Raw genomic sequence first — 13,452 nt, forward strand, 5'->3', positions numbered from 1 at the left:
TTTATTAATCTATTATGTTATTTTTTGAAATAGTGTTTTTCATTATTTCCGTTTATTGACAAAAAATAAAGCGTAAAATTAATCTAAATTAAAAAATTTTTATATCCAAACAATAAATTTTAATAGCAGGGTTAACAAGATGATTATTTCCGCTTCAACTGACTATCGCAAAGCAGCTAAATCCAAATTGCCTCCGTTTTTATTTCACTATATTGATGGTGGTTCTTATGGTGAACATACTTTGAGAAAAAATACTGAAGATTTGGCTGATATCGCTTTAAAACAGCGAGTATTAAATAATATGTCAGAGCTGGATTTAAGTTCAGAATTATTTGGTGAGAAATTAAATCTTCCATTAATATTGGCTCCTGTTGGATTAACTGGAATGTATGCGCGTCGGGGTGAAGTTCAGGCTGCAAAAGCAGCAGATAATAAAGGCATCCCATTTACATTATCAACAGTATCAGTGTGCCCTATTGAGGAAGTTACACCAGCTATCCAACGGCCGATGTGGTTTCAGTTGTACGTATTAAAAGATCGTGGATTTATGAAAAATGCATTAGAACGGGCAAAAGCGGCGGGTGTTACTACGCTTGTTTTTACGGTCGATATGCCTGTTCCTGGTGCACGTTACCGTGATATGCATTCTGGCATGAGTGGTCCTAATGCACCTTTTCGTCGTATGCTTCAAGCGATGACTCATCCTCAATGGGCATTTGATGTAGGCTTATTTGGCAGGCCTCATGATTTAGGTAATATCTCAACTTATCGAGGGAGTCCAACTAAGTTAGAAGATTATATTGGTTGGCTCGGAGCAAATTTCGATCCTTCTATTTCTTGGAAAGATTTAGAATGGATTCGGGACTTTTGGGATGGACCCATGATAATTAAAGGCATTTTAGATGCTGATGATGCAAAAGATGCTGTTAAATTTGGTGCCGATGGTATTGTGGTATCTAATCATGGCGGGCGTCAGCTAGATGGTGTTTTATCATCTGCAAAAGCCTTACCTATGATTGCCGACGCTGTAAAAGGCGATTTAAAAATAATTGCAGATTCAGGTATTCGTACCGGTTTAGATGTTGTTAGAATGTTAGCGTTAGGCGCTGATTGTACAATGCTCGGGCGTTCATTTATCTATGCTTTGGCTGCTAAAGGGCAAGCGGGAGTAGAGAACTTGATTGACCTATATGAAAAAGAAATGAAAGTTGCTATGACATTAACTGGTGCGAAAAAGATTAGTGAATTAAATCGAGATTCTTTGGTAGCTTTTAAATAATTTTTATTTTGTATATAAAATGCGGTTCAGCGAGCAAGGTATTTAAGGCCTGTTGCTCTTTTGAGTATGATTTTTAATCAGTTTGTTTGGTATTTATCCAAGGCATAGCGATTGACGTGTAGTGAGCTACATAAATGAGCTATAAAAACTTTGTGCTCCTGCAAAGTCACCTTACCCCACGTTCATGTTGGATAACGCAGAAGAAGTGCCAAACAAACGCTGCCCTTTGGGTTCGTCCTAAAGGCTTTTTACTCTTTGTTGCCTATATGGATGTAGGTAAGGAGCGTGAGCATGGAGCGGAAGCTTTGTAGCATTTTGACTTAACTCATTAGGCCTTCAACGCCGTGCCTCGATTAAAAAGCATTTAGTTAGAACAAAATTTGTACATCAAACGTCAACAGACCCTAGTGTCGTTTATTAGGTACCTATAGTTTTTTTTATGATTTATTTTAGCTGAGCAGTAGAGTCCCGGATAACTAACTCTCCATCAAAAATTTCGTTATTTTTTGAGTCTCCTTGCGGAGCACTATTTTGTTTGTTTTTAAGCCTATTAATGAGTAATACAGCAGCTCTGTAACCAATATTTACAAGTGGGTGACGGTAAGTTGTGATATTTGGGAATACTTTTGTGGTAATTGAAATATCATCAATACCGCAAATCGACAGCTCTTGCGGTACTTTAATACCACGGCTTTGAGCTTCATAAAGAACACCTGCTGCCATTTCGTCATTTGAAGCAAATATGGCGGTTGGACGAGGTGTTTTATTTAGTAATAAAGCAGCAGCGTCTTTACCAGATTGATAAGTGTAATAACCCTGAGCCATTAGGTTATCCTCTAACTCAATCTTATTATCGGTTAAAGCTTGTTTAAATCCTGCTTCTTTAATAAAGCTAGATTCTTCATCAGGATGTCCTTTTACATAGCCTATACGCTTATGGTTTAGTCTGATTAAATAACTAGCAACATCGTAGCTGGCTTTATGATAATTTAAACCGACAAACTCTCCTTGGTTTTTATAACTGGGACCAATTCTAATGTATTGGATATTTTTGCGATTAAGCATTTCGAGTAGCTCAAGTTTATCGCAGATAGGAGGTGCCAAAACAAAACCGTCTACCAAAGTATTATCAATAAACTCTTCAATTTCTTTTAATAAACTATTGGAATAATAGCTGCAGTCATATAAAAACAGCCCCATGTGTTCTTCGGTACAACCTTGCAAAATACCTTTTTGCAATTTCATTAAATAACCAGGGCTTGGATTATCTGTTAAAAGGGCAATAAACAATGAGCGGTTCTTAGCTAAAGCCATTCCCAAGGGGTTTCTTTTAAATCCAGTATCAATAATGGCTTTTTGTACTTTCGCACGCATTTCTTCACTTACATTCGCTTCATTATTGATAACTCGAGAAACGGTTTTTTTAGAAACGCCTGCTTGTTTTGCGACATCGTTTATAGTTGCAGTTTTCATTAGAATTTACTTAATTATTATTTGAATATTTGCAGTTATGTTGTTTTACATTGCTCATGATTGTGTACCAAACAAATAAAAGTTAATGGGTACAATCTATACATAATTGCTGATTATCATAACATATTGCCTGAAGATCCATCTTAGTTTTGTTTGACACCGGTGTCAAATTGTGTAAGTTTGACTCCTTAATATTATTTTAATTTAACCTGATCAGGATATAAGAATTGTTGAAGATAATTCCTATGTTATTGGATTATCAAATTCTATTTTATATGTCTATAAGGATAATTTTCCTCTATACAAAACATTATTTATCCTCAGATTATTTAGATAGGTTTATACCGTGAAGCAATTATTGAAAAAGCCATTTTATAAAATGATAGGGTTTTACTATTTATTTTTTAGCATCAATGCTGTTTGTCAGACTGATTTGAATGTACCTTTGTCATTATCACTCAATCAAATTCAAATCCTGGGTTCACATAACAGTTATAAACGGCCTATTGAGTCGGCTTTATTGGAATTTATCAGTTCTAAGGATCCGCAACAGGCACAAGCGTTGAATTACTATCACCCCGATTTATCTACCCAGCTTACTCTTGGGTTAAGGCAGCTGGAAATCGATATTCTTAAAGATAGTAAAGGTGGTGTTTTTGTTAACCCAATAGGGGAGACAATCGCTAAAAAAAAATTACTTACCAGCTCAGAAAAAAAAGATTTAGCTAAACCTGGTTTCAAGGTGATGCATAAACCAGATATCGATTTTATGAGTCACTGTATTTTATTTGATACTTGTTTAACCCAATTGAAACAATGGTCTGAGCAGAATCCTGAACATTTACCAATATTCATATTAATGAATATTAAAGAGAGTGCAACTCGTATTGTTGAAGGACAGCAGCCACAAACATTTTTACCTAAAGACTTTAGGCAACTGGACAATATATTAAAGCATGCTTTCCAAGAGAAACTCTTTACACCTGATAAATTAAGAGGGCACTATACTTCTTTACCACAAGCCATAAAGCAGCATGGGTGGCCAAAATTGGAAAAACTCAAAGGCTCATTTATCTTTATTCTGGATGCATCGGCTGAGCAGATTAACCGCTATCGTGGTGAAAATAAAAATTTAAACAATTTATCTTTATTTGTCAGCGTAGACGAACAAGATCCCGGAGCTGCCATTTTTGTAATAAATGATCCTGTAAATCAATTTTATAAAATAAAACATTTGGTTAGTTCTGGTTTTATTGTAAGAACTCGATCGGATGCCACTATCCAAGATATTTTAGAGCATAATACTAAAAGGGCTCAGGCTGCGATTGCTAGCGGGGCTCAGATTATTTCTACAGATAGTTATCCTAACTCACCCTTGTCAAAACAATATCATTTCACGGTCAGTTTTAAACCAAATATATGGATAAATTTTTAGTCTAGTTAAAGGTTTTATATGAAATTTTTTATTAAGTTACTTTGGTTATATTGCTTTTTTTTATCAACTAATATTGGAGCTGTTGGGTTAAGCATAAACAAAATAGCGTTTATGCCAGACGTCCATTTTCAGGATATTTACGCTAATTTGGAGTTGCCAGAGCAAGCTATTTTTGAGCAGCCTATGTTGATCAGAAGTATGAAAGCTCAAATGAATTCTACTCGATTATTTAATGAGCCTTATTTTGCATTTATTTCAGCTTTGGATAAATTAGCAGAGCAGGGAATTAAGCTGGTCGTTTTGCCGGGAGATTTTAGTGATGATGGACAGCCAATCCATTTACAAAAGTTAAAGCAGTTATTTACCGATTATGAAAAACGTTATGGCATGCGATTTTATTTAGCGCCAGGTAATCATGACCCAGTGAAACCATGGCAAAGTGCACATGGTAAAGCCGATTTTTTAAATGCCAAAGGAGAAGAGTTTGCCATTTATAGTACTCAGCATTCGGCCTGTAAACAAAAAAATACTTCTAAGGTGGGTCAAGTTATATATTGTGATGATAGATTAAGTGCGTATGGTTATCAGGGGTTATTAAACACTTTAGGTGAATTTGGATTTACGCCACGTAATGAAGATTTATATTTTGAAACTCCCTTTTCAAACTACTCTCAGGCAAATTATCAAAGTCAAAAAGGCCAACAAGCGGCATTACTAACAAATAGACATTTTTTATTTTGTGATGACCAGTCTCAGAAAAATTGTATGCAGATGCCAGATTTAAGTTATTTGGTTGAACCTGTAGATGGACTCTGGTTGTTATCTATAGACGCCAATGTGTATGAACCAGAAATACTAGAGCAAGATTTATCTTTAATTAGCCAACACAAACGTAGCGATTTATTAAAAGGTTCAAGTTATGCAGGGTATAACTCTGTGGTAAAAAATAAGCCTTTTTTGATTAGTTGGATAAAAAATGTGGTTGAAAGAGCCAGAGCAAATAATAAAGTTTTGATTGCCTTTAGCCATTTTCCTTTGGGCGATTTTTATGATCAAGCATCGGATTTTCTTGCCCCTTTTGCTGGTAAAGATACCTATAATCAGAGACGTTTTCCTGTAGAGAGTACACTATCGACTTTTGCCAAAACAGGGTTAACAGTTCATTTTGCAGGACATATGCATATTAATGATTCTTCTGTATATAAAGATAAAGCTGGCAATAGCTTATTTAACATTCAAGCACCTTCAATTGCTGCATATAGCCCAGCTTATAAAATTTTGACGATACATTCTAAAGAGTTATTTGAGGTCGAAAGCATTGCTTTGGAACAAGTTGCCGAGTTTGATAAATTGTTTTCGATTTATCAAAAAGAATACCAACACTTAGTAAAAACAGATCCAAACAATATATGGCAAGATGACATACTATCCGCAAAAAATTATAGAGAATTTACTGAGTTCCATTTAGTTGAATTGGTCAAAAACAGAATTCTAAAACAAGATTGGGCTCAGGTTGAAATTGATGCTTTCTCTGAGTTGACTGGCTATGACATGGTCGTGAGCGCTTTTTTACCTAGAAAAAATTATTCAGCTGAATATTTATTAAACCTCAAAAAAAATCAAACGGATTTATCAATATGGGGTCAAGCATGTAAACATGCTGATGAGTGGTTGTCTAGTCATCAACAGGTAAAAGAAAATTGGAATTGGCCTTTTATGCAACTTATCAATGATTATTATCGAATGGCCTCTGCTGATGAGCTCGCTAGACGAAGCGATATTAGTCACCAGCAAATTAAAAAATATCAAATACTCAGTGGAGATTTAGCAATAGGCTCTTGTCCTTTAACTAAGATTAAATTAACGGATCAAAACAGTTTTAATCAGAGAGTATCATGTTTAATTTTGGCTATGGGTCAGTCTATAAAGTCAGAACCAGCAGATCATTTTTTTATTGATTTAAAACAATCTAAATTACGTAGAAGCCCTAAATAGAATATAAACTGTTGTTTATTATTAATATTTTTTATATTCAAAGTGTTAAATAAGTGTTTAAAAAAATCTATAAAGTGTTTGACACCGGTGTCAGTGTGAGTGTATAGTGAGCTTAAAGTTAATTGATGTGACTTTTGTTGTATAAAAATAGTTAACGGATCTTGCTGTATAAGTTGTCAGCGAAGAAAATAGCGGAATTTATACTTTTTTATTTATTAATGCATGACACCGGTGTCATGTGGTTTTGAAAATTTAGAAAAATAACTTTTTATAGTTTGATTTGAACTAAATTAAAGTTGAATACTAAATTTTTAAATAATGCTTAAACAATAACCTGATGCGATTTTATCGTAAACTGGAGTGCTAACATGAAATTTACACACAATAAAAGTTTGTTGTCTCTGGCTGTAATAAGTGGCTTAACTAGTTTATATCATTCTTCTGTCTATGCTGCTGAAGGCGCACAAACAGATGTTGAAGAAGTCATTGAAGTTAAAGGCTTTAGAAGTTCATTAATTAAAGCTCGTGATTTAAAGCGCGATGCTATAGGTTCACAAGATAGTATTGTGGCAGAAGATATTGCGGATTTTCCTGATTTAAACTTGGCTGACTCTTTACAGCGTGTCCCTGGTATTTCGATTACTCGTGAAGGCGGTGAAGGCCGTAATATTTCTCTGCGTGGTTTAGGTCCTGATTTTGCCAGAGTTCAGTTAAATGGAATGGAAGCGTTAGCTACCAGCGCATCAGCGATGGATAGCCGTGGTGCTGTTAGCCGTTCGCGTGCATTTGACTTTAATATTTTTGCATCTGAATTATTTAACCAAATTGATGTTAAAAAGTCATATCAAGCTAGTTTAGATGAAGGTGGTATTGGCGGTACTGTTAATTTACGTTCAGCTAAACCTTTTGATTATGATGGATTTACTGCTGCTGCTAATGCTCAATTAGGAACAAATAGTCAGACTGATGAAATCGATCCTCGTGTTTCTTTTATTGTTTCAAATACATGGGATGATTTTGGGGCTTTATTCTCAGCATCTTATAGTAAACGTAATATTAATGAGCAAGGTTATAATGGTTATCGCTGGCGTAAGCGTACTGTCGATAGCTCTGGTTATAGTGATTCTTTATCTCAGGAAGTTAAAGATGCTTTAGAAAATGGCGAAATATTTTTTAACCGAGGTAACCGATATTCTGTTTGGGAAAACGAGCAAGAAAGAACAGGTTTAGCTACTTCTTTACAATATCGTCCATCAATGGAATTGACCTTTGACTTAGATATTTTATATAGCGAACTAACTAATAACCGAAGTGAATTCCATTTACCTACTTCAGGTTCTAGTAGTACAGCTATTGGTTATATTGATGCGTTAGAAATTATCCCGGCATCAGATGGCGATGGTTATGAAGCAGTGTATGGTGAGTTTTCAAATACTCCGCTGCGCACAGAAACTCGTGAAGATTTAGATACCACAAAATTCACGCAAATTACTTTATCTAATCGCTGGGTTGTATCAGATAGGTTAACTTTTAAAACTTTAATTGGGCATTCAGAATCTAAATTTAGTCAGCCAAAGTTGGATAAATTTTATACTGAAACTACAGGGGATATTACGACGGATTATCGTGGTTCTCATCGCTTTGATCCAGTTAATACTTATAGTATAGACCCTACTGATACCAGTGTTTGGACGTTCCGAGAGATTGATTTACGTGAAGATAGAATTGATAACATTTTTGATATCTTTAGTGTAGATGGTAACTATGTATTAACTGATGAATCTTCTTTAAAATTTGGGATTTCATTAAAAAGTTTCGAAAACGAACGTGAGCTTAGACAAAGCAACGATATAGGTAATAGTACTGAAACCCCTCAAAATAATGATGTTCGAACTATCGATGAATTAGCTTATACATATTCAAATCATGATGTTTATGATTGGATTGCAATCGATTTAGATAAAGCAATGGACTTTTATGGTGTAGATCGCAAACTCACTTCTAATGACATTGTTAATAGTGCATCCGGAAAAGTTGAAGAAGAAACAAATGCAGCTTTTGTTGAATATGAATGGGTGAATTATTTTAGTGACAGTGTATTACGTGGTAATTTTGGTCTTCGTTATTATGACACTGAGATCACCTCTTATGGCGTAACTAATGGAACAGATGTTAAAATTGGCTCAGGTTATGATGGTGTATTACCAGCATTAAACTTAGCATGGGAACCAACAGACAATACAGTCGTTCGTTTCAGTGCAGCTAAAAATGTTACCCGCCCTTCATTAGGTTCGTTAGGTGTATCGGGTGAAGTACAAGTTGACCCTGATGGCTCTAGAGGTTTAGATGTTTCTGCTGGTAATCCAAGATTAAAACCATTTGAATCTAATAACTATGATGCTTCTTATGAATGGTATTTTTCTGATGAAGGCTCTGTAGCTGTTGGATTATTCTATAAAGAAATTGACAACTTTATTATTGGTAAAACGGTTGAAGTTCCTTATTCAGAGACAGGTTTCCCTCTTTCTTTATTGGACGAGAGTTTAGGTCAGACAGGTGATACTATTTTTAGCTATACACGTCCTGAAAATGGTAAGTCTACTGATATTAAAGGTATGGAACTTTCATTCCAAAGCTTGTTTACATTTTTACCAGCGCCATTTGATAATATGGGTGTCGTAGCAAACTATACGTATGCTGATGGTGAGTTTTTATATGAAAACGTTCAAAACTCTGGCGTTGATCAATATAAAACCTTTGAAGGTCTGTCAAAACATAATACAAACTTCACCTTATATTATGAAACTGAAAAATGGGGTGCTCGTGTATCTGCTGCAACAAGAAGTGACTATATCACTTGGGGTGCTGGGGTAGCTGAAGATGAAGATGAGCACGGCTTCCATGGTACTACATTTATGGATATGTCAGTATTCTATCAAGTCAATGACAATCTTAAGTTAACTTTAGAAGGGGTTAATTTAACAGATGAAAAAGACGAACAATACAGTGATACTGCTGACCGTATCTATAATGTGACAACCAGTGGACGTACTTTCTATTTAGGTGCTTCTTACAAGTTTTAACCTCTCCTCTGTTGAACATGCCGGGGCTGATATTTAGCCTTTGGCGTGTTTTTTTAAACCTGAGTTTTCTACACTCAGGTTTTTTTGTTTCTGATTAATATATTTAGATCAATGGATGTAAACATGAAACGACTTGTCATTTCTATTTTTTGTCTTGTTATGACTGGCTTAGTTGCTTGTTCTTCTGAGCGGGTTAAAACTAACCAGACAGATAATATTGAAGCACAGCAGTATGCTGGCTATTTATTTGCATATTTTGTTGGTAATGACCCCGGCGAAGAGCAAGTTTATTTTGCTTTAAGTGCGGATGGCTTTAATTATCGAGCATTAAATCAAGGTAAGCCAGTATTAAACTCAACAGATATCAGTTCTACTGGCGGGGTAAGAGATCCTCATATTTTGCGCGGTCAGGATGGTTATTTTTACATGGTACTAACAGATTTATATGTACCTAAGATGCAATGGAATAACACTGCCATGGTGATGCTTAAATCAAAAGATTTAATTAATTGGAGTCATTCTATAATTGATATTCCCAATCGTTTTCCAACTCAGTTTGGTGATGTTAATCGGGTTTGGGCGCCACAAACAATTTATGATAAAGCCGCTGAAAAAAATATGTTGTACTTTAGTATGAAACAAGCTGATGGCCCGGATATTATTTATTATGCTTATGCCAACCCGTCATTTACCGATTTAGAATCGACCCCTAAGCAACTTTATTTTCCACCTACGCAGAGCAATAGCAAAGCATCTATTGATGGCGATATTATTGAAAAGGATGGTAAATTCTATTTATATCATAAAGCAGAGGATGGAACACCAGGGATCAAATTAGCTATTTCAGATGAGTTAACGCAAGGTTATAAACTAGTTAGTACAGATCGGGTTGATCGTGAAGTTAATTCAGTTGAGGGCAGTGCTACTTTTAAATTAATTGATTCAGATGAATATATATTGATGTACGATGTGTATAAAAAAGGAGAATATCAATTTGCTAAAAGTAATGATTTGTTAAATTTTGAGATTATTGATCAAGATATAACAATGAACTTTCATCCCCGTCATGGTAGCGTAATCCCAGTGACACAAAGCGAAATTGATGCTTTAGTTCAAAAATGGGGATCGTTTAACGGTGCGGTTGCCTCATCTGCTTCGGAGCAGGTCAAAAAAATGAACTTAGTGATCGATGACCAGAAGCAAACCATTTATTTACCTGTTAAATCTGGTACCGATTTAACGGCTTTTGATCCTAAATTTATTTTAACGCCTGGTGCTAGCATATCACCTACAGGAAAACAGGATTTTTCAGCAGGCGATGTCGATTATCAAGTGACAGTAAATCAACAAACAAAAACCTATAAAGTCAGTGCTAGGGTGAATAATAACCCCGTTATTGCCGGTTATTATGCCGATCCGGAAATTATTTATTCACAACGGGATAAGAAATATTATTTATATCCGACTTCGGATGGTTTTACTGATTGGTCTGGAACTCATTTTGAAACATTTTCTAGTACAGATTTAATCAACTGGAAAAACGAAGGCGTGATTTTGGATCTTAAAAAGCAGGTAACATGGGCAGATCGCAATGCATGGGCGCCAGCCGCAATAGAACATAAAACCTCAGATAAATATCAATATTTTTATTATTTTACTGCAGCTCAAAAAATTGGGGTTGCGGTTGCCGATAATCCGCAAGGGCCTTTTATAGACTCAGGTAAAGCACTGATTGATTTTAAACCTGACGGTATTACTGACGGGCAGGAAATAGATCCAGATGTATTTAAAGATCCGGTTTCCGGTAAAAGTTATTTATATTGGGGAAATATATATATGGCGGTTGCTGAACTTAATAAAGATATGACTAGCATCGATAAATCATCACTTCGGGTATTAACTCCAAATACAACTTTCCGTGAAGGAGTAGAAGTATTTTATCGAAATGGGCTGTATTATTTTTTATGGTCAGAAAATGATACCCGTCATCCTGATTATCGTGTGCGTTATGCAACATCAAAATCTCCTACCGGGCCTCTAAATATCTCGGAAAATAATTTAGTCATAGCCAAAGATATTGAAAAACAGATATTTGCAACAGGTCATAATTCTGTGATTAATAAACCTGGGACTGATGAGTGGTATATTGTTTATCATAGGTTTAATCGTCCTCATGGTAAAAATATGGGTCGAGCAGCAGGATTCCACCGCGAAGTTTGTATTGATAAATTAGTGTTTAATCCTGATGGTTCCATCAAACAAACGATACCGACTCTCGAAGGGATAAATCCTCAGTAAAAGGGAGGAAGCTGAGGTTTGATACAAATTTAGTTAAAACCTAAATTTTGGCATTTCTTCTACGTTAGCCTACATGGATGTGGACTAGCGTCACTTTACAGGAATAGAAAAATTTTATGCTCTTAATATATACGTTCCACATCAGTCATAATATCTGGCATAAATACTAAATAAACTGCTGAAAAGTTGTGCTCAAAAAATCAACAGGCCCTGGTGATTTTCACAATTCACAAAATTTCTCTGACCATTCACCAAAAAGAAAATCAGGTTTGTTTTGACTGAATTTATTATTTCGGCATAATGCTACCGGTAGCATTTTAAGCTAATGTTAATTTAAATTGTAAAGGTAGTTAAATGTTGAAAATTAATCTAAAGGATTTCTATAAAGTATTATTTACCCTGTTTAGCTTGCTCTTCACTGGCTCAAGTGCCGCAGAATTTTTAGTAGATGATGGATACACGGTTCAGGAAAGATATGACAGATATGTAAAAACTGAGCCGGGTTTAGCTTATCCAGATCCACAATTAGCTGAGGGGATGAGAATTTATCAAGACAGAGCGTACGCTTATCCAAATCAAACCACTCAATTAAACCGGATGCTACATCTGGATATTTATCAGCCTAAATTAACAGCTAACCAAACAGCTCCCGGCGTTATGCTGATTCATGGTGGCGGCTGGCGTTCTGGTAATAAAAGCCACATGTTTGCGTTGGCAAATGAGTTGGTAAAACGTGGTTATATTGTATTTACCCCAGAGTATCGTTTATCGACAGAGGCTCAGTTTCCAGCCGGATTAGTGGATTTAAACAATGCTATTTTATGGATAAAAGCGAATGCAAAACAGTATCAGCTCGATATTAATAAACTGGCAATTGGCGGTGGTTCATCTGGCGGCCACATGGCTGCATTATTAGGATTTAGTGGCTCAACTGGACATTTTATTGATGCTAGCAATCCTCTTCAAAAAACATTTAATACTAAAGTAAACGCTATTATTGATATGGATGGTGTGGTTGGTTTAACGACGCCAGAAGCACTTGAATATGAAAATAAAAAAGGTAAAAACTCGGCAATGGGCTTATGGCTTGGGGCAAGTTATCAGGACGATAAAAAATTATGGGAACAAGCATCTCCATTACTTTATATCAATGAACATTCGCCTGCCTTATTATTTATCAGTAGCGGCCAAATGCGCTTTGCCGCCGGTTATCAGCAAGCTAAAGCTAAACTCGAAGTGCTTAATATTGCAACTGAGTTTTATTTGGTACAGCAGCCCCAAACAATTCACACATTTTGGTTGTTTGAACCTTGGTTGAGCAAAACCGCAGATAAAATAGATTTATTCCTTAAAAAAGCTTTTAATTAAGCTGTTTTAGCGATAAAAAATTAAAATTTAAGCCGGTAAATAACAATGACAAATCAGCAAATTGAACATATTAGTAATTATATCAATGCCTCGCCTCAGCAAGTATATCAATTTGCCAGTAATCCAAAAAATTTACCACAGTGGGCGGCTGGTTTAGCTAATTCAGAGGTTTCAAAACAAGGTGATAACTGGCTGATGCAAGCTCCATTTGGCTTGGTTAAAGTTAGGTTTATTGAAACAAACCCCTACGGGGTTTTGGATCATTGGGTTGAGTTTGAATCTGGCGTGCAAGTTTATAACCCAATGAGAGTCATTCAGCATGGTGCGGGGAGTGAATTTATTTTTACGTTGATTCGCCAAAGCGAAATGACAGATGATGCATTTGAGCAAGATAAACAAGCGGTTATAGCCGATTTAACAAGATTAAAAACAGTGCTTGAAGCTAGTTTATTGCCAATCGAACTTGAATAGCCAAAACATATATAAGTTTTTCGGGCAATAAATAGATATAAAACAATATA

At 35.6% G+C, this 13,452-nt stretch carries 8 protein-coding genes; 7 read left to right on the forward strand and 1 reads right to left on the reverse strand.

Annotation, left to right across the window (positions count from 1 at the left end; translation table 11 throughout):
- Positions 1-139: 139 nt before the first annotated feature.
- Positions 140-1,279 (forward strand): FMN-dependent L-lactate dehydrogenase LldD, encoded by a 1,140-nt coding sequence (gene lldD, locus N7931_RS06405; protein WP_262792757.1) that lies wholly within the window; start codon positions 140-142, stop codon positions 1,277-1,279.
- Positions 1,280-1,723: 444 nt separating this feature from the next.
- Here lldD and N7931_RS06410 read toward each other — a convergent pair whose 3' ends face one another.
- Positions 1,724-2,752 (reverse strand): LacI family DNA-binding transcriptional regulator, encoded by a 1,029-nt coding sequence (locus tag N7931_RS06410; RefSeq protein ID WP_262792758.1) that lies wholly within the window; start codon positions 2,750-2,752, stop codon positions 1,724-1,726.
- A 346-nt stretch (positions 2,753-3,098) separates the two neighbouring features.
- On the opposite strand from N7931_RS06410, the gene N7931_RS06415 reads away from it, so the two are divergent.
- The 6 genes from N7931_RS06415 to N7931_RS06440 all read left to right on the forward strand — a co-directional run bounded on the left by N7931_RS06415 (position 3,099) and on the right by N7931_RS06440 (position 13,402).
- A complete protein-coding gene (locus N7931_RS06415; protein ID WP_262792760.1) occupies positions 3,099-4,187 on the forward strand; it encodes a phosphatidylinositol-specific phospholipase C1-like protein in 1,089 nt (362 codons plus the stop codon).
- A gap of 18 nt (positions 4,188-4,205) precedes the next feature.
- Positions 4,206-6,182: a metallophosphoesterase family protein gene (locus N7931_RS06420; protein ID WP_262792761.1), complete on the forward strand. Its 1,977-nt coding sequence runs from the start codon at positions 4,206-4,208 to the stop codon at positions 6,180-6,182.
- Between the two features lie 368 nt (positions 6,183-6,550).
- Positions 6,551-9,265, forward strand: coding sequence for a TonB-dependent receptor (locus N7931_RS06425; RefSeq protein ID WP_262792763.1), 2,715 nt, complete (start codon positions 6,551-6,553; stop codon positions 9,263-9,265).
- A gap of 123 nt (positions 9,266-9,388) precedes the next feature.
- Positions 9,389-11,563 carry a family 43 glycosylhydrolase gene (locus N7931_RS06430; protein ID WP_262792765.1) on the forward strand — a complete coding sequence of 725 codons (2,175 nt, stop codon included), beginning with the start codon at positions 9,389-9,391 and terminating at the stop codon, positions 11,561-11,563.
- Between the two features lie 354 nt (positions 11,564-11,917).
- The gene (locus N7931_RS06435; RefSeq protein WP_262792767.1) at positions 11,918-12,931 is read left to right on the forward strand and encodes an alpha/beta hydrolase; all 1,014 of its coding nucleotides are present in this window, start codon (positions 11,918-11,920) and stop codon (positions 12,929-12,931) included.
- A gap of 45 nt (positions 12,932-12,976) precedes the next feature.
- Entirely contained in the window at positions 12,977-13,402 is a 426-nt protein-coding gene (locus tag N7931_RS06440) for an SRPBCC family protein (RefSeq protein WP_262792768.1), read from the forward strand.
- Positions 13,403-13,452 lie beyond the last annotated feature (50 nt).

It is taken from the genome of Catenovulum sp. 2E275, assembly GCF_025515275.1.
GTDB lineage: Bacteria > Pseudomonadota > Gammaproteobacteria > Enterobacterales > Alteromonadaceae > Catenovulum.

Bases quoted from the DNA above. Each gene is read 5' to 3' on its own strand.
- lldD (WP_262792757.1), top strand. From the start codon at position 140: ATGATTATTTCCGCTTCAACTGACTATCGCAAAGCAGCTAAATCCAAA.
- N7931_RS06410 (WP_262792758.1), bottom strand. From the start codon at position 2,752: ATGAAAACTGCAACTATAAACGATGTCGCAAAACAAGCAGGCGTTTCT.
- N7931_RS06420 (WP_262792761.1), top strand. From the start codon at position 4,206: ATGAAATTTTTTATTAAGTTACTTTGGTTATATTGCTTTTTTTTATCA.
- N7931_RS06425 (WP_262792763.1), top strand. From the start codon at position 6,551: ATGAAATTTACACACAATAAAAGTTTGTTGTCTCTGGCTGTAATAAGT.
- N7931_RS06430 (WP_262792765.1), top strand. From the start codon at position 9,389: ATGAAACGACTTGTCATTTCTATTTTTTGTCTTGTTATGACTGGCTTA.
- N7931_RS06435 (WP_262792767.1), top strand. From the start codon at position 11,918: ATGTTGAAAATTAATCTAAAGGATTTCTATAAAGTATTATTTACCCTG.
- N7931_RS06440 (WP_262792768.1), top strand. From the start codon at position 12,977: ATGACAAATCAGCAAATTGAACATATTAGTAATTATATCAATGCCTCG.